Raw genomic sequence first — 26,956 nt, 5'->3', positions numbered from 1 at the left:
GGTTTCTCTGCCGTCTTTGCGGCTTTGCGTGAGTTGTTGTTGAGACAACCTCTACTCTGTCCGTGTGGCAAGGGCATTCACAATCGCTTCAATGAGATCCGTTTTGCGGTACGGCTTGCGAATGCTCGCGGCGAATCCGAAGTCGCGCGGCGCCGAGATGACAGGATCTTCGGAGTACCCGCTTGAAGCGATCACGCAGACATTCTGTTTCAATTCCACAAGCCTGGTCAATGTTTCTTTTCCCCCCATCCCTCCGGGTATTGTGAGGTCGACCAAGACCATGTCAAACGGATTTCCTTCCGTACTTGCTCTCGAGAAGTATTCGATCGCTTCCGCACCGTCGCGGGCGGTTTGGACGGCGTAGCCAAGATCGGTCAGCATCTCCTCCAGGATTTCACGGATATGTTCCTCGTCGTCCATGACAAGGACCCGTCCGTGTCCGACGAAATCTGTTACAGATACTGTGCTGCCCGCGGACACAGCGCCGTGTTCCGCGGGGAAGAAGACGTGGAATGTTGAGCCTTTCCCCGGTTCTGATTCCACTACGATGGTGCCTTCGTGCCGTTTCACAATTGACCAGCAAGTGGCGAGCCCGAGGCCGCTCCCCGTATGTTTGGTGGTAAAGAACGGATCGAATATTTTCTGGAGATACTCCTTTGGAATGCCGATGCCGTGATCTTTGATCGAGATCCGAATGTAGCTGCCGTTGGGAAGTGCGATGCCCGAACCGGCATCGATGAGAACATTGGAGGCCGAGACCGCCAGCGAACCGCCATTCGGCATTGCATGCTTTGCGTTGATGACGATGTTGTCGATGACCTGGCCGACCTGGTTCGGGTCGTACATGCACGGCCAGAGATCGTCTGCGATTGAATAGTCGCATTTCACGTTTGAGCCGCTCAGGGCGAACTGGACCGTTTCCGACACGGTTCGGCCGATTTCGCCGGCCGTTTTGGCGGGAGCACCTCCTTTGGCAAACGTGATGAGCTGGCGTGAGAGGTCTCGTGCCCTGCCAAAGACATTCATGGCTTTGGAAAGCCGCTCGGAGGCTATTTGAATCTGGCCGGCATCGGCGCTCTTTTTTGCCAGCTCGATGTACCCAAAGATGCCGCTCAGAAGATTGTTGAAGTCGTGGGCGATACCGCCGGCGAGCAGACCAAGCGATTCAAGTTTCTGCGTTTGCTGAATCTGATTCTCGATTCTCGCCCGATCCCCTTCCATGCGTTTTCGCTCCGTGATATCACGCAGGATGCCTTCATGGTAGAGGATGGTACCCGCCTCATCGACCACGTGCCTTCCATGGTCTTCAACCCACACCTCTGATCCGTCTTTCTTCCTCAGACGAAAGACGGCCATTTCTTCATTCTTCTCCTCCAGCGCGGCACTGTCACGATCCTCTTCGTCAAAATACAGTTGCGACTTGATGTCGATCGCGAGGAGCTCCTCCTTGCTGTCGTATCCGAGTATCTTCACCATCGCCGGATTGACTTCGAGGAACTTTCCGTCGTGCGAGCTTCGGTACACGCCGTCCGGCATGGTCTCAATGAGATCGCGGTACTGTGCCTCGCTCTTTCGGAGGGCTTCATCTGCCTGCTTGCGTTCAGTGATGTCGCGAACAATGCTCATGAGAATGCGATCCTCACCCATGGTCATGCCTCGAGCATTCACTTCAACGGGAAATGTGGTGCCATCCCGCCGACGATGGAGTGTCTCAAATGAGAGGCCCGCCCGGTTCGCCTCATCTATCTGCTTCGCCAGCTCCGCCGTCGATTCCTGAGCACGTAAATCGCGGATGGACTTCATCATGAGGTCTTCGCGACCATAGCCATAGGCCTGTACAGCCGCATCGTTGGCCTCCAGAATCTGCCCGTCGCTCGCCCGAACAAACAGGATGATATCGCGCGTGTTCTGTGAAAGAAGCTGATACCGTTTGAGGGCTTCTTCTGACCGTTTGCGTTCCGTAATATCAAGGGCGGTGAATGTTACGCCATGAGACAAATCCGAAGGATCAATGGGCGTTGAGGAAAGCAGCACGTCGATGACCGACCCGTCTTTTCGCTTCCAGCGGGTTTCAACCGTACCGGTTCCCGTCTCTGCGATTTGACGGTACTTCTCCGTTCCGACGAATTCGAAGTCCTTCTCCGTGGGATAGAGGATTCTTGAACTCCTGCCAAGAAGTTCTTCCCGCTGATATCCGGTGATTTCGCAGAGTTTCGCGTTCGCCTCAGACAATACGCGATTGGTAACTGATCCTATCCCCACCGGTGCAGCCCGAAAGATACTCTTCATCCGGTTTTCGCTTTCGCGCAGAGCCTCTTCCGCCTTCTTACGCTCCGTGATGTCCCGGAAGAAGACGGTCATCCGGTTGGGCGCAGTTTGAAACGCATGGATCTCAAAAGCCCCATGAATGGTCCCCTCGTGATACGCGATCTGGTCGGTTGAATAACTCTCACCCGAAGCAGCGACGCGCCGATACGTTTCGGGAACTACGGTCTCCGAGAGTCCTGGAAACGCATCTTCAATCCGTTTTCCAAGGACGGCGGAATGATCAAAGTTGAGCATGCGGTTTGCGGAATTGTTCACCCCGTCAAGAATCAACTGCCCGTCCGCTTGCAGTGTGTACGAGTGTGCGCCAAAGGGAGCATGATCGATAATTGAGCGCATCCGTTCTTCGTTGTCGCGCAACGCCTCTTGCGCCCGCTTGCGTTCGGATATGTTGCGGCTGATAATTTGTATTGCTGGTTTCCCCTGATAGACGATCCGGTTCGCGATGGCACTCTGCCAGGAAAGACTCCCCGTCTTGTGTCGCAGGCGGTATTCGAATATGTCCGTGCTTGTATCCTGAGCCCGGATGAAGTCGCCCATGATTGTGCGTATTTTGTCAACATCATCGGGGTGATAGAGGGACTGGGTGATCTCCTGTGTATGAAAATCTTGGCTCGCATATCCGGTCTGCAACTCGAATGCCGGATTACAGAACAAGAATGTACCCGACAAGTCTGTCACAAGAACAATATCGGCGATGCCCTCGATCAGGGATCGATATCGTGATTCGCTGTCACGCAACGCCTCTTCCGCCTTCTTGCGCTCGGTGATGTCCAGAATATGCGCGATGGACATCAGCACGGTCCCGTCTGCCTTTATTGTCCACCGAGCCCGCACGAGGCCCCAGACGATGTGTCCGTCCTTGTGAATGTATCGTTTCTCGAACTCAGGCTCACTGAGATCGCCGGCAATCATCTTTTGTATCCACTGGTTTCCGCGCTCGACATCGTCAGGGTGGGTGATCCTGTTGATTGTCCCAGACAGGAGTTCCTCCCTGGTATAGCCAAACATTTGACAGAGGCAAGGATTCACTTCGACGTACGTACCGTCGGGGTGGATGATGCTCATGCCCGTTGGTGCATTATCGAAGGCGATGCGGAATTTCTCCTCATTCTCGCGGAGTGCTTCGTCTGCCCGTTTACGCTCGGTGATGTCGCGGGTGATGCCAAGCACTGCCGCTGTCCGCTGCTGATCGTCGAGCAGAGGGACCGCACTGGTTTCGAGCCACCGATGCGTACCCCGCAGGCCAACGACTTCAAATTCCAGGGTCCGGGAGGTCGGACCGCGGAGAGTATCGCGAAAGTATTTGAGGAAGTTGTCACGACAAGACGGAACAACATACTCTGCCAGGCTCTGCCGGCGGAGTTCTTCGAGCGACTCTGCTTCAAGCATCGCAAGCCCCGCCTGATTCATCTCGAGAACCTTGCCGTCGAGAGAGAGGACTTTAACGCATTCCGGCTCGGCATCGATGATGGTGCGCAGACGTGTTTCGCTTTCACGCAGCGCCCTCTCGACGTTTTTGCGTTCCGTGATGTTGCGCTGAATCCCCAGGTAGCCGATAATTCTTTTGTTCTCATCAACGATAGGGGTTGCCGATCCATCGATTTCGATCACACGGCCGTCTTTGTGCTTGTTGAGAAGTTCTCCTCTTACTTCCTGGCCGGAAGATATCGTTTTCCAAAATTGTTCGTATGTCTTCTCGTTCAGCAGGCCGCTCTTAAGAATGCGCGGCGTCTCTTTTCCAATCACCTCATCTCCTGTATACCCGTAGAGGTCACTGAAGCCGGGATTGACATACGTAAAAACACCTTCCCGGTCAGTTATGAATATCGCCTCGCCGGAGGTGTCGATCGCTTGTTTCAGTTTTGCGAGCGAAAGCTCGGATTGTTTTCGCGCTGTGATATCCCTGCACGCTACCATCCGCACCATCTTGCCGTGATAGTAAATCTGACTCGGAAATGCTTCGACTGTAAACGGGGTACCGTCGGCACGCAGAGCAGGAGTCTCAAAGCGTTCCCCTGATTCTGACGCAACATGTGCCCGGATGCCGTCGCGGGACTCAGGTGGCGCAAAAGCAAACAACGATTTGCCAAGGACTTGTTCACGGGCAATTCCGAACATTTGGCACATCGCATTATTCACTTCCAGGATCACACCTCCGTCATGGATCACGATTCCCTCAACTGTGGCGCCCCATAACTGGCGGAATTCGGATTCACTTTCCTGCAGTGTCTCCTCCGCCCGCTTGCGCTCAGTGATGTTGCGATATATCGATTGGTACGTACCGTTAGGCATTTTCTTCGATCGCATTTCGACGGGGATTTCCGTCCCGTCCGGGCGCACGATGGTTCTTTCGCTGACAACCATTTCACCTTTTTCAAGCAAATCAAAGCGCAGCGGTGTATGCTTCAGACTTTCCGGCGCAAAGAACGCTTTGCTTATGTGTTTGCCGAGGAGTTCTTTGCGACTCCGCCCTGTCATGGCGCACATGCATGAATTCGCCTCAATGATAATCCCCTCGGATGAACCGACAAGCACACCATCAACAGCGAGGTTGATCAGATTGCGGTATCGATCCCGGCTCTCGCGAAGCGTCTGTTCCGTCTGTTTTCGTTCATCGATGTCATGCACAAGGGCCAGGATGCGCTTTTCTCCTTCAACCTCCGTGGCGCAAAGCGAAGCTTCGACCCAGAACTTCGTTCCATTCGGTTTTTTGACCAACCACTCGAACCTCTGCGGCTTCCCGGACGAGGCGAGACGCATCCGGCGATGTAACTCTTTGATCGTGAATGGCGTCCCTCCGGCATTCAATCCGTCGATTTGCCCGTCCAGGATAGCTTTCTTCGAACGCAATCCGAACATTCGCAACGCCGCCTTGTTCACATCGACGATCTTGCCTGTGCCGCCGCTGAGGAGGAAGATGGCATCGCCGGCGGACTCAAGAAAACCGCGATACGTTGTGTGACTGGTGTGCCGAGCTTGTTTCGCCTCTTTGCGAGGCGTGACCTGTTTTCTGGCTCGTGGTTTCATAGCATTTCCTTTGATCTCTATCGCGATTGATACTCGAATCGGGTCTCCAATCCTTCAGCGCTGCTCGGCCCAACATAGACTGTGAACGCTCCCGGTTCGATCGTCCACTTCATGTCGCGATCGTAGAACTTGAGTTGCTCTGCATTCAGCGTGAATTGGACGCGCTTTGATTCGCCGGGAGCAAGGGTGACTTTCTGAAACCCTCTGAGTTCCTTGACCGGACGCGTCACACTGGCGACCTCGTCACGGACGTACAACTGAACGATCTCTTCTCCACCGCGATCTCCGGTGTTCTTCACCACGGCATGCACAAGTAGATTCCCGCCTTCCTTCAGAATCTTCGAACTCAGCTCCAACTGTGAATAGACAAACGATGAATAGCTGAGGCCGTATCCGAACGGAAAAAGCGGAGTGTTTTCAAGGTCAAGGTACTTTGAAGTGTAATGCACCGTATCGTTCGCCGGTCGTCCGCTGTTCTTATGGTTGTAGTAGATCGGAACCTGACCGGTTGCACGCGGAAATGAGGTTGTGAGTTTGCCGCTGGGGTTGTAGTCACCGAAAATAACATCCGCAATGGCATTGCCCGTTTCAACACCGAGGAACCAGGTTTCGAGGATCGCCGGAACGTGCTGTGCAATCCAGTCGATTGCCAGCGGTCGTCCGTTCATGAGCGCCACTACCAGCGGCTTGCCGGTTGCTAGCAACGCGCGGACAAGCTCTTCCTGGCTGCCGGGGAGTCCAAGAGAAGAACGGCTCGAAGCTTCGCCGCTCATCGTCTCGGCTTCACCGACTACTGCAATGACGACATCAGCTGCTCGTGCGGCAGCCAGTGCTTCAGCATATCCGTCGGTTGCCGGTTTCTCCAAATCACACCCGCGGGCGAAGACCACGCGGGCAGTTGTCCCGGCCTTTAATTTGATTCCGTCCAACACCGACACGACATCGTCCGGACTGCCGGCTGCGTGCCAGGAGCCGAGCGGATTCTTCTTGTCGTCGGCGAGCGGACCGATGACGGCGATTGTCTTGACGGACCCGGAAAGGGGGAGGAGACGGCCGGTGTTTTTCAGCAAGACGATGGAGCGTTGCGCCATTGCCCGGGCCGCTTCCCGATGGGAACTTGTAAGAAGGTCTCTCTTTTCCCGGTCGACATCGCAATTCTTATAGGGATTGTCAAACAGTCCGAGCCGGAACTTGGCGCGCAGAACCCGCCGCACAGCTTCGTTCAGTTCTGTCTCGCTCACACGTCCCTCTTTCACCAACGTCGCGAGGTGATCATGATACGCATTCGCCTCCATATCCATATCGATACCGGCTTTGAGGCCGAGTACGGCGGCGTCCTTGAGAGTTGCGGCAAGCCCGTGAGGGACAAGTTCGCCGATCGAATTCCAGTCGCTCACGACGAAACCGTTGAACTTCCATTCACCGCGCAGGATGTCGGTGAGGAGTTTTCGGTTCGCGCTGCTCGGCATTCCTGCGATTTCGTTGAATGAGCACATAAAGGAACCTGCTCCCGCATCCACAGCCGCCTTGAAAGGAGGAAGATAGATCTCCCGAAGGGTGCGTTCAGAGATGTCGACTGTGTTGTAGTCCCGCCCTCCTTCAGCGCCGCCGTACGCTGCAAAATGTTTGGCGCAGGCAAGGAGCGAGGTGGGGGAACGCAGGTCGTTCCCTTGCAGTCCCCGAACCCGGGCGGCGGCGATCGCAGCCCCCAGATACGGATCCTCACCGCCCCCCTCGGCGATGCGGCCCCAGCGGGGATCACGTGCGATATCGACCATGGGAGAAAAAGTCCAGTTGACGCCGGCCGCAGTTGCTTCGACGGCGGCGACCCGTTCTGATTTTTCTATGAGCTCAAGTTCCCAACTGCAGGAAGTCGCCAGAGGAATCGGGAATGTTGTGCGGAAGCCGTGAATGACGTCGAGTCCGAAGAGGAGGGGTATCTTCAGCCGCGTTTCCTCCACGGCGATGCGCTGCACTTCGCGCGTAGCCTTTGCGCCGGTAATATTGAGGAACGATCCGATCTTCCCCTGACGCAGGAGCGTTTCTCGCTCGGCGGACGATCTGCTATACTGAACGAGTTGTCCGACTTTTTCATCGGGCGTCATCAAGGCGATCAGGGAATCGGTGCGGTGATCGACGGATGTTTGAGCGCGGAGCGTGAACAGGGAGAGTGATACGGATGCGATGATCAGGATCGGACCGAGTTTCATCGGGGGAGCCCCGTAGTTAGTATGTGAATGACTTGTCCTTGAATACTTCCTTCCCCTCGAAGAGGGTGAGCAGGACTTTTGTCTTGCTGATCTCTGTGACCGGAATATCGAAGAGGTTTCTGTCGAGGACGATGAGGTCGGCCATTTTTCCCACCTCGATCGATCCGGTTGTTCGGTCGAGGAAGTTTGCATAGGCCCCATTGATCGTGAAGCTGGCGATCATCTGGTCGAGCGTGACCCGCTCGGCCGGCCACAAGACTTCGTTCGGATCTGTCTGGTCCAGTTTGCATCGGGTCATACCGATCTGGATCGCATTGAGTGGGGTGCACGGAATGGTGACGGAATAATCGCTCGACGACGCGACGACGACACCGGCATCGAAAAAACTTTTCATCGGGTATTCCTCGTCGGCACGCTTCAGACCCAGGTAGGGCACCTGGATTTTGTAATAGTAGTCGTCTTTCATGAACCAGTACGGCTGAGGAATTGCGCAGACACCGAGTTTCTTGAACCGGGCAATGTCCAGCGGATCAACGAGCTGCAGGTGTGTGATCATGCCCCTCGAATCGTGTTTCCCGTTGACGCTTGCTGCAAACGCCATGGCGTCCAGCGTCATGGTGGTAGCGCCGTCGCCGATGGCGTGTACGTGAATCTGGAATCCGTTTCTATCGAGCTCGGCGCACATCGTGTTCAGGTCGGCCGGTTTCCACAAAGGCTCGCCCCTGAAATCCTTGATGTGCAGGTAGGGTTCTTTCAGGTACCCCGTGCTCCCCTCGACGACTCCATCGACGAACAATTTCGCTCCGGTGATCTGGAACCGCGGGTTCTTGTGTTTGTCCCTTTCCTGCACGAGACCAGCAACTTGCGCTGGTCCTCCTTTTGGATTGACATAGAGCGATCCACAAAATCGCATCGAGAGTCTCGACGCCTGACTGAGGTTCTCGTAGGCTTGAGTGTCACTTCCCCCGACGTCGAGCGATGCGGCGTGCGCTGTGGTGATGCCGAACGCCAGCGCCATGGTTTGATACGCCTCGAGTCCCTTGGTCATTTCCTCGGTGGTGTAGTCGGGGAACACTTTCGCGAGCAGATCCTCGGCACTTTCCCGGAGTGTTCCGGTGGGTTCTCCGGTTACAGGGTCATGCTCGATTACGCCTCCGGCAGGATTTGGCGTTTCCCGTGTGATGCCGGCAAGCTTGAGGGCTCGTGAATTCACCCATTTGGCATGGCCGCCATCGTCTGAGAACGACATCGGGATGTCACTCGCGATGTCATCGAGGAGTTTTTTGTCAGGCCCTGTCTTTGGGAAAAGGGTATTGCTCCATCCTCTGCCTCGTACGAATTTTGAATTCGGGTGCTGTTGGACAAACTCCCTGATCGTTTTCAGGTAGTACTGGAGTGTGGGCAGGCCTGTGAGATTGATCTCGAAGAAATGTTTGTATGCGCCGGTTGGATGGCAGTGGCTGTCGATGAACCCGGGGAGGATCATCTTTCCGGCGAGGTCGATCACTTTCGTGGATGGGCCGGTGAGCGCCGCCGCTCCGTCATCCGTCCCGACAAACTGGATCTTCCCGTTCTTGACTGCAACGGCAGTGCCATTGGATCGGGAATTGTCAACCGTGTAGACGTACCCATTGCGCAAGACAATGTCTGCAACGGGTGAAGCCGGATTCTGTTGAAACGCCGGGGACAATTCTGGGAACAGAATTATTGCGAGCGTCACAACAAGAGTCAAGTTCATCTGAATTCCCTCAACAGAAAAGGAGCCCCAAGGCCTGGTTTGATGAGCTGTTAGCGCGCCGCGTCAGAGCGCGATACCTGATTCCTATTGCAGTGCCTTCGATGCAACGTAAAGGTACCTCAGTGGTTCAGAGCCGGTGCTGACGATATAATGTTCCGTCATTGGCGGGCAGTACGCGACGACATTCGGCTTGAGGTTCAAGGACGGTTTCCCCGTAATTCGCATTTCGCCGGTGCCGGAAAAAACAACCAGGACTTCTTCGTATTTCTTTGTCGAGTGTTTCTGACCCGACTTTGATGGGGCTAGCGTCACGAGCCCGGATTCCATGCTTACACTTTTCGGCGGCCCGCCAAGGACTTCCTGATACTCGGACGAAGTCATTTTCAAGTCGATGACGACGGGGCTTGGCTTTGCCGGCACCGTTTGACCAATCGCAGTTTGGGCCGCAGTTGCAAGGGCACAGGCAAAGAGGAGGGCAAAACGTGTGAGGAATTGAGGAAGCCGGGTCATTTTCTGAAATCGCATGTCTATTTCCTGAGCAAGAAATGAAAGTTCGGAGATTTTTTGATATGAACCCCCGCCTGCCAATCTCCTTGAGATTTACAGGCGGGGGTATCGTTTGCTACAGAAGTTCGAACTGAGCAGTCAATAATGAGCGAGGATCTATAGCGTAATGAACTTTTCCGCTTTTGCCCCGCAGATCGGGCAGTCGTTTGCGGGCTTCCCGATCTCGATGTAACCGCATACGGTGCACAGATAGAACTCCACGTTTGTCAGATCCTTCCCCTGTTTCACCGCTTCGAGTGCCATAGCGTACAGTTTCGCGTGAACTGCCTCGGCTTCGACTGCATAAGCAAACATCCGCTTGGCTTTGTGTCCGTCCGTTTCCGCCTGCTGCAGCATCGGGGGGTACATCTTCGTGTATTCGTAGGTCTCGCCGTCGATGGCTGCCTGAAGATTCTGTGCCGTGGAGCCAACGCCATCAAGCGATTTGAAATGTCCTTCAGCGTGGATTTTCTCAGCCTCTGCGGTCAGGCGAAAGAGTTTCGCGATGTTCTTGAATCCATCCTGCTCGGCCTTCTTGGAAAAGCTGAGGTATTTCTGGTTCGCCTGGCTTTCGCCGGCGAAAGCTTCCTTTAAATTGTCGATCGTTGTTGTCATTGTGCTTCTCCCTGTTTGTTTGCTCTGTGAATGTGCTTCGGTGCGCAGTTAGGATCGTGTTAGCCAGATGCCATATTTCATCTCAAAAACAACTTGTCACTCCCGAACGTTATTGTCGGGAGTCCAGAAAGCGCCGCCTGGATTTCACGCCAAACGCCTGACGAGCTCGTCGTACCGGCGTGCTCATCATCGAGAGGACTCGCAATTCCTTGGTTCGCGCGTCGATCTAATCCTTCTCTGAGTTTCAGCAGTCCCCTCTGTGCGATCGCTTGTGCGCAAGGGAGAGGGGATGTCAGGGGTGTGTGCAATGATCTTCCATTTTACTCGTCAAGAGCACACACCCCTCGTTCCCCTCTCGCACCCCGCGTCCCTTCACACGAGAGGGGACGCATGATTCCTGGAGTCTTGGCCTGAATCCTTTCAGAAGATTGAACAGTCCCCTCAGTGCGGCTGCTTTTGTGTTGGGGAGAGTGGTTTGTCCCTTTTCAAGCTCTCACCAGGAAATAGTCTCTGCGTTAGAAACCAAGACAATCACTACTACGATAGATCTTTTTGAAGATGGCACCCGAGACATCGCGTCTGGGCAAAAATCAACTGGTTGCCAGAATTTTGTCAATCACCTGCAAATCATCGCTTGAGAAGGCCAGCTTCTTCAACGCTCCAACCGCGTCGTCCACCTGGGCAATGCTGCTCGCGCCAATAAGAGCGGAGGTAATCTGAGGATGCCTGAGTATCCACGCAAGCGCCATCTGGGCCAGCGTCTGACCGCGGGTCTGAGCGAGTTCATCCAGTCGACGGACCTTCGCGACCTTGTCATCCGTGATCTGATGAGGTCTGAGAAATCCATGCGGCTTGCCGGCCCTGGAGTCGGGCGGGATTCCGTTGAGGTACTTGTTTGTCAGCAGGCCTTGCGCGAGAGGGGAGAAGGGAATGCACCCTATCCCGTCCTCGTCGAGAGTGCGCAGCAAATCGCTTTCGACCCAACGGTTGAACATGTTGTAGACAGGCTGATGGATAAGGCACGGTGTCCCGAGATCCTGCAGAATCTGATGCGCTTTTCGCGTGAGGTCATGGGGATAGTTGGATATCCCGGCATAGAGTGCTTTGCCGCTCCGGACGGCCGTGTCGAGCGCCCCCATGGATTCTTCGAGCGGGGTTTCGGGATCGGTGCGATGATGGTAGAAGATATCGACATACTCCAGCCCCATACGCTTGAGGCTCTGGTCGAGGCTTGCGAGCATGTATTTTCGTGAACCCCATTCGCCGTACGGCCCAGGCCACATGAGGTAGCCGGCTTTCGTTGAAATGATCATCTCGTCGCGGAAGGGACGCAGATCATCGCGCAATATTCTGCCGAAGTTCTCTTCAGCGGAACCGGGGGGAGGGCCGTAGTTGTTTGCCAGATCGAAGTGCGTGATGCCGAGATCGAATGCGCGGCGGAGTATTGCTCGCATGTTCTCAAGTGTGTCCACGCCGCCAAAGTTGTGCCACAGTCCCAGCGAAATCGCCGGCAGCTTCAGTCCGCTGCGTCCACATCTGTTGTACTTCATTGAATCATATCGCGTTTCTGATGGAGCATAGTGTGTCATCGTTGTCTCCAACCCCTTCGATATTCAATATTCGAATGTTTGTGATTCATTATTCACCAAGGGCTACCGTCACGCAAGCGGCCGAGGACGTCGATGCCGCTCGCTCCAGCCCTCTCGACTGTACGAAAGAAATTGCAGACTTCAAATTGTCAATTTGCAGATTTGGAGGGAGCAGATTGGAGATTGCTGACCAGCGTAGGGATTCTCGAGTTCCTAAAAGTGATGCACTCCATCATTGTACTGCACACTGATGACGCTGATGCTAAATGATTTCCACTGAGTGTTCAAACTGTGATTATCTCGTATTTCTTCTGTGTTATCAGTGTGCCGTTTCCTTACACTCAGATGACACGGTTATGGCAAGTCCCCTCTTTCCCTTTCGGGCAGTCGTGAGATCCTAGCCTTTTTTCAAAGCTTCTTTGATTCTCTCCGGAGTCATGGGAAGCTGATAAAGCCGGACTCCGACCGCGTCATGGATGGCGTTGGCGATGAGGGCTCCCATGATGACGATCGCAGGTTCGCCGCCCCCCTGCGGATCGGCCCCCTTGTCGTCAAGAATGACAGTCTCTATCTTTGGCAGCCATGAGAATTTCGGTATCTCGTACGAATCGAAGTTGTGATTAAGAACCTCGGCACCTTTGAACTTCACCCGCTCTGTCAGCGCGTAGCCGAGCCCCATCATGATGCACCCCTCCATCTGGATCGTGGCACCTTCGGGGTTGATGACCAATCCCATGTCCTGAGCGCAGACGACTCTCTTGACACGTACGCCGCCTGTCGATTTGTTCACTTCAACCTCGGCGATCGATGCCACAAACGTCCCTGCGTCCACGCCGCAGGCCACGCCGAATCCCCGTCCGCTGGGTGACTTGGCTGGCTTCCATCCGAATTTCTCCGCGGCTGCCTTCAGGACTCCGAGCATCTTCTTGTTCGCCATGTTCTGCAGGCGAAATTTAACCGGATCCATTCCCGCCTTCTCCGCCATGATGTCGATCTGCATTTCTCGCGCATAGGAGTTTGTATTGTTCCCGGGCGCACGCCACGGGCCGGTGACGAACGGATGCGATCCCGGTGCTCCCACCCAGCTCGAGTTGTAAGCAATCGTGCTGTGGTTCGGAATGTCGTAGAACATCTGCGATCCCCGCTCGCCCGCAAAATAAACATGGTAATCCCAAAGACTGATCTTTCCCTTGTCGGTGATTCCCGATTTTATTTTCACCACCGCTGCCGGGCGGAAGGCATCGTAGAAGAACTCTTCTCTTCTGTTGTACGCCACCTGCACCGGTTTCCCCGTCAGCTTCGACAGCCGCGCGGCTTCGCCTGCCTGGAGGTTGCGCGTCTTCCCGCCAAAGCCGCCGCCAACAAACGGAGTGATCACTCTGACGTCTTCGGACGGGAAGCCGAGCTCTTTTGCGATCTCCTCTTTTGCGGTAAAAGGGTTCTGGGTCGAAGCCCACACGGTTGCTTTGCCCCCTACGACCTGAGCAACGGCCGTGTGCGGCTCCATCGGCGAATGCGCCACGTAGTCATTGAAATACGTGGCTTCGACAACTGTCTTTGCTCCGCTTTCTCCTGCCTGGAGGTTTCCATCCTTCGCGACCACTTTTCCCGCAGGAGCGACCTTCAGAAGGTGGTCGAAGATGTTCTTGTCGTCGAGATCGGTTTTCGGCGTATCATACTTCGCCTGAATTTTCGAGAGTGCGGCATCGGCAACATCAGGATGCGCATGCAGGACGGCGATGAAGTCCCCTTCTTTGATCACCTGCACGCCGTCCACCTGTTTCGCTTCGGAAATATCAGCGCTGACAAGTTTGGAGTCGTGGGCAGGCGGCCGGAGGATCCTGGCATGGAGCATACCGGGGAGCTGGATGTCGCCGGCGTATTTCGCCTTGCCGGTCACCTTCTCCTGCGCATCTCTCCGAACCAGCGACTTGTTCATGATCTTGAATTCGCCGGGTTTCTTGACGCTCACCGTTCCGGTGGGGCGGCGTTCGATCTTCTTTCCCTTGGCGAGCTGAGCGTACGAGACTTTGTTCTTCCTGTCGGCCGCATCGAGCACGAAACCGTTCTCCGCCGTAAGGCGGTCAATCGGGACTTTGAGATGTTCGGAGCCGAGTTCCAGCATGACTTGCCGCGCTTCTGCGCCGGCCTTACGCAGCGAAGGTCCGAAGGAGCGCGTCGACAACGAGCCGAACGTCCCCATGTCCCATGGACACAAGTCTGTGTCGCCCATGACCATGTCCACAGACTCGAGCGGCACATCAAGTTCATCCGCGAGCATTTGTCCGAGCGAAGTGACGACGCCCTGGCCCATTTCGATCTTTCCCACATAACATGAAACGCGTCCATCCTCACCGATTTTCAGGAATGCATTGAAGTCGGTAGGAACTCCACGTTGTGGTCTCCCTTGTCTCTCCTGGCCTGCGAACAGTGAATCTCCAATGGTGAAGAGGAGGAAGATGCCGCCTCCTGCCGATTTGAAGAAATCGCGTCGGGTGAGATCATTGCCGGATGGCTGTTCGAGAAACTCGAGGCCTGTGTGTTCATCGTTGTTCATCTCAGAGCCCTCCTCTCAGGTCTTTGGCGGCTGCGTGAATCGCCTGCACGATACGAGGATGCGCTCCGCAGCGACAGAAGTTGTCGTCCATCCCTTCGACGATCTCCGCATCCGACGGCTGCGGATGTTTCTTGAGCAGGGAGTATGCGTTCATGATCATGCCCGGTGTGCAGTAGCCGCATTGAAGGGCGTCGTGGTCCATAAACGCTTTCTGCAAGGGGTGGAGTTTTCCGTCCTTCGAGAGTCCTTCGATGGTGACAACCTCCGTGTTGTGCACGTACTTGAGGGGGGTAGAGCATGATCGAACTGCAAGCTCGTTGACGAGGACAGTGCACGCCCCGCAGAAGCTCTCGCCGCAACCGAATTTCGTCCCCGTCAACCCCAAATCGGTCCGGAGAACCCACAGAAGCATGCGATCTGTGTCGGCGGTCAGTTGCACGGATTTGCCGTTGAGTTTGAATTGGATGGTCTCTGTCATGATGTACTCCTCGATCTTGAAATAAACCACGAAGACACAAAGAGTGAAACTACCACGAAGGTCTATTCTTCCGGGCGTTGGCCTCTCAATCGCTTGGTAGGATTACTCCTGTTCCTGCTTTTTGAACCCGCAGGACAGACCTCCGAGTACTCTGAACGCATCACCAAGGTCTTCCCAAATGTACTATTTCCTCATCAAACCTCAAGGCTGGTAGTGCGGAGCCAGCTTCTCTTGTTCACGGAAAAAGGTCGCGGCGTCACCAATGGTAAATTGTTGCCCGGACGGTGATTAGAGCGAAAGGGAGGAAGTGCAACCTGTCGGGAGATATGACCGCGAGAGGATCTCGCCCCTCAGGATGCAGCTAGGGATTGTGGGTGACAACGATCTTGAGAGCTATCAGGAGAAGGACGATTCCTCCCAGGATTTGACCATGCTTGCCGAGCTTGCTTCCGGCCCGCTCGCCCAGCAAGATCGCGAGTGTCGAGAGCGCCAGTGTAATGAGTCCGATAACGACGCTTGGATACCAGACGGAAATCCGGAGTGCGGCGAGTCCGAGTCCGACAGCGAGTGCATCGATGCTTGTGGCGGTTGAAAGCGTCACGAGGGTCCATCCGCGACTGGGGTCATTTGCCGACCGCGTGTCGGGGGGCTCGTTCGCGGATCGGATCATACGTATGGCCACGAATGCAAGAAGGCCGGCAGCGATCCAGTGATCGAACAACTTGATGTAAGGCTCGATCCGGGTCCCAATGGCCCAGCCGGCAACCGGCATCAGGAACTGAAAGAGGCCGAAGTGGAATGCGATACGGAACTTTGCACGCGTGTTGCCGAGATGACCTGCTGCGCTCAACGCCAGCGCGACGGCCATTGCGTCAAGAGACAGTGAAAACGCAAGGATGAGGCTTTCGAGATTGCTCATTGTAGCGCTCAGTCTATTTCAAAATCCGAAATACGAAATGCTAAATCCCAATCAAATTCGAGGCGCTGAACTCGAAGCACGAAAAACGAAATCCGAAACAAATCCGATGCTCGAAATCATAGATCAGCAGGTTCATGGCTTCACCTGCCTGCCCGCCCCGCATTTCGCCGCGTCAACTTTGTTTTTCGGATCTAGAATTTGTTTCGTGTTTCCTGCCTGCCGGCAGGCGATATTCGGATTTCTCCGCCAAAGGTGGATCCCTGCCGGCCTCAAGAACTCAATGCGGCGGGCTGGCGCCTCCGGCGGAGGATTTGGCCCGGGAGTCACTTAAGCCATTTCCCGTACAGCTCCGGTCGTCGGTCACGCAGAAAAAGTTTCTGTGCATGTGATCGTTCGATCATACTCAGGTCGAGATCGCAGAAGAGTATCTCCTCGCGTCCCTTTCCTGCGCGTGCAATGACTCGTCCGTCGGGATCGCAGACGAACGACTCGCCTCCGAATTCCAGCTTCGGCTCCTTGCCGACACGATTGCAGAGCGCGGTGAAATATCCGTTCTGGAACGCCGCGACACGCATCTCGGCTTCGTACAGTCCCTCGGGCCACTCGTCAACAGCCCCTGCCTGTGGAATAACGACAATCTGGGCGCCTGCGAGGGCCAGTGCGCGCATGTATTCCGGGTAATGCCGGTCATAGCAGATGGCGACACCAACTCTGCCGAATTCCGTGCCGTAGACCGGCGCTCCGCTGTCACCCGGCGCATAGTATCCCTTCTCGTGAAAGCATGTGTAGTCGGTCACATGAATCATGCGCGTTCTGCCCAGTAACGCTCCGTCGCTCGCAATGACCGGCGACGTATCGTATGTTCGTTCTCCATCCCGCTCGAAAAGATTGAGAACGAACGCTGTGCGGTATTTCCGGGCGAGCGTTTGGAAGGCTTCAGTTGTCGGACCGGGAATGGCCTCGGCCAGGTCAGCGACATTGCCGGATGCTATCTCCTGCGGATAGAAGGGCTCAAAGGCGAGCTCGGCAAAGCAAATAAGTTGGGCACCTTGCCTGGCGGCTTCTTCCGCTGCCTGCAGGCCCTTTCGGACATTGGCTGCTTTGTCGTTGGTTGCGCGTTGCTGAATCAAAGCTATTCTCATCAGGTCCCTTTCATTCCGATTTTGTGGGAGTGAATTGGGAAACTCGCTCCCAGATACAGTCGCAATCCATAGTAGCAATGAATGAGGAAAGAGTAAAACAGAAAACAGCCTGCAGCGGGCAGCAGGCAGACTAATCTCGGAATGTTCGCGACCGAGGACAGGAAGCAGCCGGCGGTAAGCAGCAGGCGGAAGGACCACGGGATGTTCACGATCGTGATATGTGTGGTGACGCCGGATTTGTCCTGTCGTTTCGTTTGGTTTTTTGGTACTATTCCATACGCTGTCAACGAATGTGGAACAATCCAGACTTGACCCTCACTATGGCCGATTTTGAAGTAGCTGTAATCGGTGCCGGAGTTGTTGGCCTGGCGGTTGCCGCCCGGCTTTCGGAAAAACATCCCAACCTGCTCATCCTCGAGAAGAACGAAAAGTACGGCATGGAGACTTCCAGCCGGAACAGCGAGGTGATTCACGCCGGCATTTACTACAATCCGGGTTCGCTCAAAGCCACGCTCTGTGTCGAGGGGCGGGACGAGCTTTATGCGATCTGCAGGAAGCACGACGTGGGGCATAACCGGATCACGAAGCTCATTACGGCGACGAATGAGCGTGAGATGAAGATTCTCGAAGAGACATTGCAGATCGGGAGGAAGAACGGCGTTCCCCTTGAGATGCTCACGAAGGAACAGACGTTGAAGCTTGAACCACACATCAATACGGTCGGGTCGATCTTTTCGCCGACGACTGGTATTGTTAGCGCACACGAGCTGATGGATTGTTACTATCGAATCGCAGTCAACAATGGAGTCACAGTGCAGCATCATTGCGAAGTAGTGGGAATTGAGAAGAGTGGGGGAGAGTATGCGATCACGGTGAGCGAAGGGGGGCAGCGATCCACGTTCACGAGTGAGAAGGTGATCAATTCCGCGGGCCTTTATTCTGATCGTGTTGCAGCGCTGGCGGGCATCGATATCGACAAAGCCGGGTATCGCATGGTGTATGCGAAAGGGTCGTATTTCTCTGTCGTCTCCTCCAAGGCAAAACTTGTCTCACGGCTCGTATACCCGGTTCCCAACAAGGAAACGCTCGGTGTCCACGTTGTCATCGATACCGGCGGGCGCCTCCGCATGGGTCCTGACACGGATTACATGGACGAGCTGAACACCGACTATTCGGTGGCGGAATCGAAACGAGCGGTGTTCGCAGAGTCCGTGCGAAAAATCCTTCCTTCCATTACGGATGAGGACATTGTACCCGACATGAGCGGCATCAGACCCAAGCTGCAGCGAAAAGGGGAGCCGGAGAAAGATTGGGTCATCGTGCATGAAAAGGAGAGGGGGTTGGAGGGCTTCATTAACCTGATCGGTATGGAATCTCCTGCGCTGACTGCTTCCGCTGCGATAGCGAGGTATGTTGAAAAACTCCTCTTGTAGTCCGCATACACGCTTCGATACCGCTTGTGAATCTTCATAAGTAGACCACCCTGTTCAAACAACACGGTTGGGCGGGGCTCATGAACGGGAATGAATGGTGAGGGAGGAAGCGAGGCCCCCATGCTCGTCGGGAGATCTCCCAACCTCGCTTGAATAATCCTCAGTTCACCAAAGATCAGCCAGAGTCAAGAAACGATGGGCGGACAACAAGGTGTAGGATCCAAGGACTGAGAACCGAGTTTGCCAAGCGAATTCTATCTCTCTTCTTGATACCTTTGCGAAGATGCGATATATTGGATTCAGAAGGAGAAATCAATGTCCCAACTGGTATTGAGAAGCGATAGGCCGATTCAAAGTAGGCAAAAGAAACTGATCGCATTTGGCTGGTATGGAGGAAAATTCAGCCACTTAGATTGGCTTCTGCCACTTCTCCCCGAATCCGTTCACTACTGTGAACCATTTGGAGGGTCGGCAGCTGTTCTCCTTAATAAAAGGCCTTCACCGGTCGAAACATACAATGACGTTGACGGAGAAGTAGTTAATTTCTTTAAGGTCCTACGGAAGGAAAAAGAGAAACTTATTTATTCAATTGGAATGACTCCGTTTTCTCGCGAGGAGTTTCAAATCGCGATAGAGTCTAATGGCAACGGGAGAGATCTCTCCGAGATCGAGAGAGCAAGGAGGTTCTTCGTACGAGCCCGACAAGTCAGAACTGGACTTGCTCAGACTGCGTCCGTTGGAAGATGGGCGAATTGCCTCGCAACTTCTCGGGCCGGGATGGCTGGTGCAGTGTCCAGATGGTTGGGCAGCGTTGAAGCTTTGGAGTATATCGCATCAAGGCTTCTCCGAGTTCAGATTGAAAACGATCATGCGCTCGATGTCATTCGGCGATACGACAGCAAAGAGACATTATTCTATTGTGATCCCCCGTATCCTCACGAATCAAGGGGAGATTCCAAGGCTTATGGTTTCGAAATGAAAGATGGGGACCACGAAAGGCTAGCGGCTCTTCTGAAAACGGTCAAGGGAAAGGTGGCGGTCTCTGGATACAAGTGTGAATTGATGGATCGACTATACAAGGGTTGGCATGTTCATACAGCTAGAACGAAGAAGGCACTGTCTATTAAGGCTGACCGAACTGAAGTGTTGTGGACAAACTACAGATGGCCAAAAAAGTAGAATACGTATCTTTCTCACAAGAGTGTGTTGACTTCTTGAATCTCCGGTGGACCGAAATGGAAGCTCTCCGGACCGAGGGAGGTATAGTAGAGCCGTTAATAAGCGAACACCAGAAGCTGAAGGAAGACATAAGTGCTTGTCTAAGAAGCTCCACGAAAACGTACCGATACGTTTTGCCAACCCAGGTCCTCTGCAAGTGTGTGGATCCCAATCTTGACTGTCGTTCAATCCAAAAATCGTTTGACTCGCCTGGCTCTTTTGATGCTAGAAGCATAGCGCACGAAGTGATCGTTCCATTTGACGTCAGGAATCATAAAGTCCTCGGTGGCTCTACTGAGCCATATGTGAACAACCCATTGCGCTGCGACTCAATCACCGACAAGAACAGGTCCAATCAGAAGAACAAAGTGGATTGGGACAGACTTGTGGGAGTGTTGGGAACGGTTCAGGAAAAGGACGACTCAAAGTTTACCAAAGTGATTTTTGATCAGATTCTGTTCATCATTTACAGTATGCTTGACGACGTGAAGGTGACTTATCCGGTGCCCAACAGGATAAGCCTCTCGAGCACACTGAATGTGATGGCAGAATTCCTAACCGCAAGATCAGGCGGGGATAGATTGGAAGCCCTCGTGACAGCTCTCTTTCGCGTGATGGGTAAGGCTTTCAACTTGTACGATGAAGTCCGCCGTCAAACGGTGAACGTAGCAGACGTTTCATCAGGGATGGCGGGTGACATCGAATGTTGCAGGCAAGGAAAGATAGTTCTCATCGTTGAGGTCAAAGACAGGACATTGACGTTGGTGCAGTTGGATACTAAATTAGCGACGGCGCGATCAAAGAAAATCAATGAACTAATGTTCTTGGCCCAGGGTGGGATTGAGATCTCAGAAGTCAATGCGGTCGAACAGCGAATTGCGCACGAATTTGGGAGCGGTCAGAACGTCTATGTTACAGATATCGTTGCGTTCGCGAAAAGCATACTTATCCTTCTTGGTGAAACCGGAAGGGTGGAGTATCTTCACGAAGTTGGGAGGGAACTTGATTGGGCGTCTTCTCCAATCCCCCACAGAAAAGCTTGGGCAAGTCTGCTTCTACAATCTTGAGGTTCCGTAACAACGTGCAGTTCTTTCGCCTCTCGAATTCTCCCACCCAGTATTCCCCAGAATCATCGTGACAATTCCTCTGATTTTCCTGGTCTTGTTCCTGCTCTACCTTGTCTACGAACGCGTAGTCTTGAATAAGTTGCGCCGCTCGATTCCGTTGGTGATTGCAGTAACCGGGACCCGTGGCAAATCCAGCGTGGTCCGCATGCTTGCCTCAGTATTGCGCGAAGATGGCCGCCGCGTGCTTGCGAAAACGACAGGTTCGCAGGCCCAGCTTGTGCTTCCGGATGGATCGATACAGGATATCCCGCGGCGCGGGGTCGTCTCGATTCTCGAGCAGAAAAAAATCCTGAAGAAAGCGGCAGATCTGAACGTGGACTACGTCGTCGTGGAAATCATGAGCATCCGCCCCGAAAACCATCTCGTCGAAGCGCAGCAAATTCTCAAACCCGATATCGTTGTGGTGACAAACGTCCGGCGGGACCATGTCGAGGCAATGGGCGAAACCGGGCCGGAGATCGCAAGCGTGTTTACGAAGGCGCTTCCCCGCGGCTCCTCGGTCTATGTTCCGGAAGAGTATGCGCCTCTTTTTCTTTCCTCGCAGGAAGGCCCGATCGTGGTACGTGTCCTGCCAGTCGCAAAGGAAAACACCCGACTGGGTGCAACTGAGTTCGCCGAGAACATGGATCTTGTGACGGCAGTTTCGAAAGATCTCGGCGTGGCGGATGAAGTACTGGCGCGAGGCATGGAGAATGTCCCCTACGACATCGGAAAGCTGAGAATCTGGAAACACAAGGTCAGCGGCAAGACCGTTTTTCTCGTGAATGCTTTCGCTGCGAATGACCCTGATTCGACGATGATAATCTATGATCAAGTTGCTCGGGCCCTGTCGGCCGCGCCGTCATCGTTTTCCGGGCTTCTCAATCTCCGGCATGACCGGGCCGACAGGACGATACAATGGATCGAATCGCTGCACGAAGGTGCGGCATCACGTTTCAAGAGGATCTATGCGATTGACGGTCATGCCAACGTTCTCAGAAGAAACATACATTCGGTAACCGTGCTCCCGCATTCCGATGCGAAGAAACTCACCGACGCCGTGACTGAAACAATGGAGGAAGGGGGAGTCCTTTTCGGGTTCGGAAACATCGGTGGGATGGGACATGCATTGGTTGATCACTGGCAGCACGTAGGTGAAGAATATGGACACTGAGCTGATCTTTGTCGCACTTCTGGCGTCCCTTCTTTTTGCCGGAATCACGGGATTTTATCCGGGGGGAATCATCGTCCCGAGCTATCTCGTCTTGTTCATCAATCAGCCAACCCGATTACTTGGAACAATCGCCGCTGCACTGCTCACCTATGCCTGTTACAAGATCGCGTCGCGATACCTCATCATTTTCGGAAAAAGAATGTTCGTCTTCATGGTGCTGACCGGAGCAGTCTGGACGTTCTGCTGGATTCAATTCTTTCCGTTGCTGTATCCTGCCGCGCTTCAATTCAGAGTCATTGGCTGGGTCGTGCCCGGACTGATCGCGAATAATTTCCAGCGCCAGGGGATCCTTCCGACCTCGGCGGGTATTGTGACCGTCACCGTGGCTGTTTACCTGATCGGCAGGATTTTTGGGATGGTCGGCTGAATCGTGACTGAATCGCCAGGCACACGGCCCCGCAGTTTTTCACTTGCTCCAAATCATCGCGCGCTGCTACTCCTGACGCTGGTGAGTCTCGCCGCGTTCGCGCTCGCAAAACTCTTTTCCACGGAGCGAGTCTTGGGAGGGGCCGGAGCAGGAGGAACTGCGGCCGCAACGATGGAGCGGGCAATTTCTGTAGTCCGCGAAGAGTTTGTTTCATGCGGCGGCCGATTCGACGATGCCATCGATCCGAATCATACCTCCCTGATCGGTGAAGAATATACAGGACTCACCTCGACGCTTGGCAGCCTCGAGGCGAAGCGAACCACGACAAATCCGAATACTGCCGCGCTGCTCGTCCAACTGCTAAGGGAAGCGGGCGTCAGTGCAGGCGACACAATCGCTGTGGGGTGCTCGGGTTCGTTTCCGGCTCTCGCTGTGGCCACGTTGTCGGCGGCGAAGGCCATGGGTGTCTATCCCGTTGTGATCCTTTCGATTGGGGCGTCATCGTTTGGAGCTACAAGAGTCGACCAGACGCTCCTTGACATCTACGAGCTGGTCAGACGCCGCACTGACCTCAATTTCCCTGCTGCGGCGGTGTCGCTCGGGGGTGCGAACGATTCCGGTTCGGACTTTGAGCCTGAAATCAGGAACAAATTGATCGAGAAGATCCAAATGTCAGGTATCCCGTTTCTGAACGAACCCGACCTTTCGAAGAATGTCGACGAGCGTATGCGCATATATTTCGGACCGTCCTCGAAAAGAAGAATTGCCGCGTTCGTGAACATCGGAGGCAGTTATGCGGACATGGGAACGAATCCTCTGATTCTTAATCTCGAGCCGGGGGTGAATACGCATATGACAGTTCCTTCGGATGAAAGGACGCATGGAGTTGTTTTTGCGATGTCCAAGCACCATATTCCAGTAGTCCACCTCCTGCATATCAAGGGGCTGGCTCTTGCATACGGTCTCCCGTGGGATCCAATTCCTCTGCCGCCCGTCTCGGGAGGCGGGATTTTCCTGGTGCATTCCGTTGCCTCCCGATCTGAATGGATACTCGCGGTGGCGTACTTCATTTCGGTTACTCTGATTGTTGCTTACTACAGAAAAGCCTTTTTTCGAAAATATTCCTGAAGGATACTGCCATGAAATGTCTCTCCTGTGTCATTCTGTGTATGATCCTGGCAGGGTTGGTGATGTCACCGGCCCAGGCACAAAAACAGACGGTCAGGCTTGATCAGCCGGTGCTTCTCACGTCGTGCGGTCAGAGTCCCGGTCCCCTGAAGATCAAGGTATTCTTCGGCCGATTGAATATGGACTATGTGTACAACACGGTTGCGTCTGTGAACGATCTCGCAGCGAAAAAGAAAGAAGGAAAGCCCTTCAAGTCCCTCATCATTGTCACAGGGGCGAGCCTGAAGGGAATGGGGGCAGCCAAAGTATCCATGGAAGATGAGATCGATCGGATCAAGAAGCTGATCGCAGAAGCGAAGAAGCAGGGGATCAAGATCGTGGGCGCCCACGTCGAAGGGATGGAGCGTCGGTCGCAGGGAGCTTCGCCCGGCGACAACTCTGATGAACTCTCCATCGATGCAGTCTGTCCGCAGTCGGATCTTCTCCTCGTTCGAAAAGACGGGGATGAAGACAAACGGTTCACCGCTATCTCCACAGGAAAAAAGATCCCTCTCGTGACGTTCGAGAAAAACATGGAACTCTCTGACGTCCTGAAAAACCTCTACCAGAAGTAGCGTATGGATCTCACAACATATGCCCTGATCATTCTCGGCGTCATGGTGCTGGCGTACGCCGTCGCCAAACTCTTGAAGCTCTCGACCGAAATCTCGATGTTCATCGCCGCCGTTGCGGGGTGCGTCGCGGGAGGATTTGGGATCTCTCCCCGGCACATCGCCGAAGGGGCGATGACGTATCTCGACATCAACCTGATTTTCATCACCGCCACGCTGTTCATGAATATTCTGAAAGAGTCGGGCGGCGTTGCCTTTGTGGTCCGGGCGATGTTCAGGCGGTTCCGTCATCAGCGCGCAATCCTCCTTGTCCTTTTAACGATCTTGCTCCTGATCCCGGGAGCGCTGACCGGAGCCGGAAGCGTCACCGTTCTCATTACCGGCGGCATGGTATCCACCGTATTGCTCGGGCTCGGAGTGCCGAAGGTGAAGACTGCCGCGATTGTCTTTATTCTTGCCGGACTGAGCGCCGCGGCCCCTCCGATAAGCCTTTGGGCCATGATGACGGCAGCGGGCGTGAACATGCCGTATGTCGGGTTCTTCTGGCCGTTGATGCTCCCCTGTCTCATTGCTGGTTTGATATCGATCTTCTACCTCGGATGGAAAGGAGCTCCCGCCGATCTCGACAAAGCGCTGGATGAACTGCCGATGCCGCCTGCCGGGATGAACTGGTTGAAGATTATACTGCCCTTCGTTGTATTTCTCGGCCTGATTTTCATAGGCAGGACGTGGCCTCATTCCACGGTTGTCACAGGCCTTCCGCTGATGTTTCTCTGTGCGGCGCTGACGTCCTACATCCTCTCGCCGCAGAAGATCCACTTCCTGCAGATTTCCCGCCGGACGATCGAACAGCTGCTGCCGCTTCTCGGCACATTGACGTGTGTTGGGATTCTTGTTCAGATCATGACACTCACCGGTGTCCGGGGCTTGCTTGCAGTGACCACGGTGACGTTGCCGATCGCAGTCGTCTATGCGTCACTCTTCATCGTGCTTCCGGTGTCCGAGGCAGTGTTGATGTGGGGCGCCGCGCCGGTGATCGGCGTTCCGCTTGTTCTGCTCTTTAATACGATGGGCCTGAACCCCATCGTCGCCCTTGCAGGAATGAGCATCATTTGGCCGCTCGGTGATGCACTGCCGCCCACAGCAATCATCGGAAGACTGACAATTGACGTCACCGGGTACGACGGTCCGTACAGTCAGTTCCTCAAAGCGTGTCTCGTTCCGGCGATAATCATGATGGTGATCGGCACACTGATGGTCGTTTACAGTAAGCAGCTTGGTTTCCTTACGGGTCTCTAGGTCTAGATTCAGATTTGTCATAGCCGCAGGAATTCTTATGGAACTTATTGTATCAGTCATTTACTACGCACTCGTTGGCTTTGTGAGCGCCTTGATGATCTACAATCTGATCAACACAAAGGAATGGCAGAAGGAGATCCTCTACGTCATCGTCCTGATTCCTTTCCTCCTCCGACTTTTCATGGTGAAGTGAGCCTCGCATGAACGCTTCGATTCGAAAGATCATTGTGTGTTCTGCGGGAATAGTCCTGCTCGTTCTTTCGGGCATGGATTTCTATCAGAGCAGACGCCTCAAGGAGCCGGTCGTCATCGGAAACGGCGTGACGAGGGTGCAGAAGCTGAGCAGCTATTTCCCTGCGATCGAGGGGACAGCGAATGACTGCAACATCTATGTGCTCGAAGGAAAGGAACCGGGCGCGACGCTCTGCATCCTCGGCGGGACACATGCTGAGGAACCGGCGGGGCGGCTTGCCGCTTGGCTCTTCGCCGAAAACGCTGTGATGCAAAAGGGGCGGCTCATCGTCGTTCTGAGCGCCAACCGCAGCGCAACCACGGTCACCCGCGTCGGAGGCGCGTATCCGCCTGTGTTCACTATTCCGGCCCCGTGGGGCGGTCAGACGTTTCGTATGGGCGACCGGTGGTCAAATCCGCTCGACCAATGGCCCGATCCCGAAGTGTATATTCATTATCCCAGCGGGCAATATCTTGCCTATATGGACGGTCGCAATCTGAACCGCTGCTGGCCGGGCCGGCCGAACGGAACGCTGACTGAGAAAACCACCTATGCTTTTCTCGAGATGATCAGGCAGGAGAAAGTCGACATTGTCATCGACTTGCACGAAGCGGAGCTGCAATACCCGGTGATCAGCACGATTGTGGCACATGAAAAAGGCCAGGAACTTGCCACCATTGTCTCGATGACCCTGACGGACATGGAAGGATTCAAGATGGGGATGGAGTTTTCTCCAAAGAACCTCCATGGTCTTTCACACCGCGAGATCGGGGATCACTCAGACGCCATTTCGCTGCTGTTCGAAGCCCCCGAGCCGTTTCTCGACGCCACGAGGGGTAAGACGACAACGGAACAATTGTTGACCGGAAAAGATGACTTTGTTGTGAAGGCCGGCAAGCATGGACTCCTGTTCGAGAAGATCGATGAGAATGGCTGGCCAATCGATGTTCGGGTGGGAAGGCACACATCAGCCGTTCTGCAGACGATGGCCAGCTGGACGGAAGCCCATCCGGAGAAGCCCATGGTATGCGGCGAAGTGCCGCGCTACGCCGAAGTAATCGAAAAGGGAATCGGCGCGTTCCTCCATAACCCGGCGCTGGCCAAACCGGATCGTCTGATGTTTGAATGAGAAGATAGTTCAACTCGGGACTCAACTCGATAACACCGAAAGGAAACAAT

At 54.4% G+C, this 26,956-nt stretch carries 20 protein-coding genes; 10 read left to right on the top strand and 10 right to left on the bottom strand.

Annotated features, from left to right (window positions below; all coding sequences use genetic code 11):
• Positions 1 to 51: 51 nt before the first annotated feature.
• The 10 genes from NTU47_11980 to NTU47_11935 form a co-directional block, all read right to left on the bottom strand.
• Positions 52 to 5,355 carry a PAS domain S-box protein gene (locus NTU47_11980; GenBank protein ID MCX6134524.1) on the bottom strand — a complete coding sequence of 1,768 codons (5,304 nt, stop codon included), beginning with the start codon at positions 5,353 to 5,355 and terminating at the stop codon, positions 52 to 54.
• 17 nt (positions 5,356 to 5,372) lie between these two features.
• Positions 5,373 to 7,565, bottom strand: coding sequence for a glycoside hydrolase family 3 C-terminal domain-containing protein (locus tag NTU47_11975; GenBank protein MCX6134523.1), 2,193 nt, complete (start codon positions 7,563 to 7,565; stop codon positions 5,373 to 5,375).
• Between the two features lie 16 nt (positions 7,566 to 7,581).
• Entirely contained in the window at positions 7,582 to 9,303 is a 1,722-nt protein-coding gene (locus tag NTU47_11970) for an amidohydrolase family protein (GenBank protein MCX6134522.1), read from the bottom strand.
• Between the two features lie 84 nt (positions 9,304 to 9,387).
• Positions 9,388 to 9,828 carry a cupin domain-containing protein gene (locus NTU47_11965; protein ID MCX6134521.1) on the bottom strand — a complete coding sequence of 147 codons (441 nt, stop codon included), beginning with the start codon at positions 9,826 to 9,828 and terminating at the stop codon, positions 9,388 to 9,390.
• Between the two features lie 138 nt (positions 9,829 to 9,966).
• On the bottom strand, positions 9,967 to 10,464 hold the full coding sequence (locus NTU47_11960; protein MCX6134520.1) for a rubrerythrin family protein: 498 nt from the start codon (positions 10,462 to 10,464) through the stop codon (positions 9,967 to 9,969).
• A gap of 590 nt (positions 10,465 to 11,054) precedes the next feature.
• Positions 11,055 to 12,053, bottom strand: coding sequence for an L-glyceraldehyde 3-phosphate reductase (gene mgrA / locus NTU47_11955; GenBank protein MCX6134519.1), 999 nt, complete (start codon positions 12,051 to 12,053; stop codon positions 11,055 to 11,057).
• A 397-nt stretch (positions 12,054 to 12,450) separates the two neighbouring features.
• Positions 12,451 to 14,610: a molybdopterin-dependent oxidoreductase gene (locus tag NTU47_11950; protein MCX6134518.1), complete on the bottom strand. Its 2,160-nt coding sequence runs from the start codon at positions 14,608 to 14,610 to the stop codon at positions 12,451 to 12,453.
• A gap of 1 nt (position 14,611) precedes the next feature.
• On the bottom strand, positions 14,612 to 15,088 hold the full coding sequence (locus NTU47_11945; GenBank protein ID MCX6134517.1) for a (2Fe-2S)-binding protein: 477 nt from the start codon (positions 15,086 to 15,088) through the stop codon (positions 14,612 to 14,614).
• Between the two features lie 361 nt (positions 15,089 to 15,449).
• Positions 15,450 to 16,007 (bottom strand): manganese efflux pump MntP family protein, encoded by a 558-nt coding sequence (locus NTU47_11940; GenBank protein MCX6134516.1) that lies wholly within the window; start codon positions 16,005 to 16,007, stop codon positions 15,450 to 15,452.
• 323 nt (positions 16,008 to 16,330) lie between these two features.
• Complete coding sequence (locus NTU47_11935) at positions 16,331 to 17,149, bottom strand: hypothetical protein (protein MCX6134515.1); 819 nt, start codon at positions 17,147 to 17,149, stop codon at positions 16,331 to 16,333.
• A gap of 308 nt (positions 17,150 to 17,457) precedes the next feature.
• Here NTU47_11935 and NTU47_11930 point away from each other — a divergent pair, with 308 nt between their 5' ends.
• The 10 genes from NTU47_11930 to NTU47_11885 all read left to right on the top strand — a co-directional run bounded on the left by NTU47_11930 (position 17,458) and on the right by NTU47_11885 (position 26,906).
• Positions 17,458 to 18,582, top strand: a complete 1,125-nt coding sequence (locus NTU47_11930; GenBank protein ID MCX6134514.1) for an NAD(P)/FAD-dependent oxidoreductase — start codon at positions 17,458 to 17,460, stop codon at positions 18,580 to 18,582.
• A 315-nt stretch (positions 18,583 to 18,897) separates the two neighbouring features.
• A complete protein-coding gene (locus tag NTU47_11925; protein MCX6134513.1) occupies positions 18,898 to 19,761 on the top strand; it encodes a DNA adenine methylase in 864 nt (287 codons plus the stop codon).
• Complete coding sequence (locus NTU47_11920) at positions 19,746 to 20,867, top strand: restriction endonuclease, SacI family (GenBank protein ID MCX6134512.1); 1,122 nt, start codon at positions 19,746 to 19,748, stop codon at positions 20,865 to 20,867. Before NTU47_11925 ends, NTU47_11920 begins: the two co-directional genes overlap by 16 nt.
• Before the next feature lie 67 nt (positions 20,868 to 20,934).
• Positions 20,935 to 22,080, top strand: a complete 1,146-nt coding sequence (gene pgsB, locus NTU47_11915) for a poly-gamma-glutamate synthase PgsB (protein MCX6134511.1) — start codon at positions 20,935 to 20,937, stop codon at positions 22,078 to 22,080.
• Positions 22,070 to 22,507, top strand: a complete 438-nt coding sequence (gene pgsC / locus NTU47_11910) for a poly-gamma-glutamate biosynthesis protein PgsC (GenBank protein ID MCX6134510.1) — start codon at positions 22,070 to 22,072, stop codon at positions 22,505 to 22,507. Before pgsB ends, pgsC begins: the two co-directional genes overlap by 11 nt.
• Positions 22,508 to 22,510: 3 nt before the next feature.
• Positions 22,511 to 23,635: a poly-gamma-glutamate system protein gene (gene pgsW / locus NTU47_11905; protein ID MCX6134509.1), complete on the top strand. Its 1,125-nt coding sequence runs from the start codon at positions 22,511 to 22,513 to the stop codon at positions 23,633 to 23,635.
• A gap of 11 nt (positions 23,636 to 23,646) precedes the next feature.
• Complete coding sequence (locus tag NTU47_11900; protein MCX6134508.1) at positions 23,647 to 24,249, top strand: DUF6305 family protein; 603 nt, start codon at positions 23,647 to 23,649, stop codon at positions 24,247 to 24,249.
• Positions 24,250 to 24,252: 3 nt separating this feature from the next.
• Positions 24,253 to 25,545 (top strand): hypothetical protein, encoded by a 1,293-nt coding sequence (locus NTU47_11895; protein MCX6134507.1) that lies wholly within the window; start codon positions 24,253 to 24,255, stop codon positions 25,543 to 25,545.
• Between the two features lie 37 nt (positions 25,546 to 25,582).
• Entirely contained in the window at positions 25,583 to 25,738 is a 156-nt protein-coding gene (locus NTU47_11890; GenBank protein MCX6134506.1) for a hypothetical protein, read from the top strand.
• A gap of 7 nt (positions 25,739 to 25,745) precedes the next feature.
• Positions 25,746 to 26,906: a succinylglutamate desuccinylase/aspartoacylase family protein gene (locus tag NTU47_11885; protein ID MCX6134505.1), complete on the top strand. Its 1,161-nt coding sequence runs from the start codon at positions 25,746 to 25,748 to the stop codon at positions 26,904 to 26,906.
• Positions 26,907 to 26,956 lie beyond the last annotated feature (50 nt).

The organism is Ignavibacteriales bacterium, assembly GCA_026390595.1.
In the GTDB taxonomy this organism is placed as follows: domain Bacteria; phylum Bacteroidota; class Ignavibacteria; order UBA10030; family UBA10030; genus UBA9647.
The sequence above is the reverse complement of the archived record's forward strand: the minus strand, read 5'-3'. Positions and strand labels throughout refer to the sequence as shown.

Bases quoted from the DNA above. Each gene is read 5' to 3' on its own strand.
- NTU47_11980 (MCX6134524.1), bottom strand. From the start codon at position 5,355: ATGAAACCACGAGCCAGAAAACAGGTCACGCCTCGCAAAGAGGCGAAA.
- NTU47_11975 (MCX6134523.1), bottom strand. From the start codon at position 7,565: ATGAAACTCGGTCCGATCCTGATCATCGCATCCGTATCACTCTCCCTG.
- NTU47_11970 (MCX6134522.1), bottom strand. From the start codon at position 9,303: ATGAACTTGACTCTTGTTGTGACGCTCGCAATAATTCTGTTCCCAGAA.
- NTU47_11965 (MCX6134521.1), bottom strand. From the start codon at position 9,828: ATGCGATTTCAGAAAATGACCCGGCTTCCTCAATTCCTCACACGTTTT.
- NTU47_11960 (MCX6134520.1), bottom strand. From the start codon at position 10,464: ATGACAACAACGATCGACAATTTAAAGGAAGCTTTCGCCGGCGAAAGC.
- mgrA (MCX6134519.1), bottom strand. From the start codon at position 12,053: ATGACACACTATGCTCCATCAGAAACGCGATATGATTCAATGAAGTAC.
- NTU47_11950 (MCX6134518.1), bottom strand. From the start codon at position 14,610: ATGAACAACGATGAACACACAGGCCTCGAGTTTCTCGAACAGCCATCC.
- NTU47_11945 (MCX6134517.1), bottom strand. From the start codon at position 15,088: ATGACAGAGACCATCCAATTCAAACTCAACGGCAAATCCGTGCAACTG.
- NTU47_11940 (MCX6134516.1), bottom strand. From the start codon at position 16,007: ATGAGCAATCTCGAAAGCCTCATCCTTGCGTTTTCACTGTCTCTTGAC.
- NTU47_11935 (MCX6134515.1), bottom strand. From the start codon at position 17,149: ATGAGAATAGCTTTGATTCAGCAACGCGCAACCAACGACAAAGCAGCC.
- NTU47_11925 (MCX6134513.1), top strand. From the start codon at position 18,898: ATGTCCCAACTGGTATTGAGAAGCGATAGGCCGATTCAAAGTAGGCAA.
- NTU47_11920 (MCX6134512.1), top strand. From the start codon at position 19,746: ATGGCCAAAAAAGTAGAATACGTATCTTTCTCACAAGAGTGTGTTGAC.
- pgsC (MCX6134510.1), top strand. From the start codon at position 22,070: ATGGACACTGAGCTGATCTTTGTCGCACTTCTGGCGTCCCTTCTTTTT.
- NTU47_11900 (MCX6134508.1), top strand. From the start codon at position 23,647: ATGAAATGTCTCTCCTGTGTCATTCTGTGTATGATCCTGGCAGGGTTG.
- NTU47_11895 (MCX6134507.1), top strand. From the start codon at position 24,253: ATGGATCTCACAACATATGCCCTGATCATTCTCGGCGTCATGGTGCTG.
- NTU47_11890 (MCX6134506.1), top strand. From the start codon at position 25,583: ATGGAACTTATTGTATCAGTCATTTACTACGCACTCGTTGGCTTTGTG.
- NTU47_11885 (MCX6134505.1), top strand. From the start codon at position 25,746: ATGAACGCTTCGATTCGAAAGATCATTGTGTGTTCTGCGGGAATAGTC.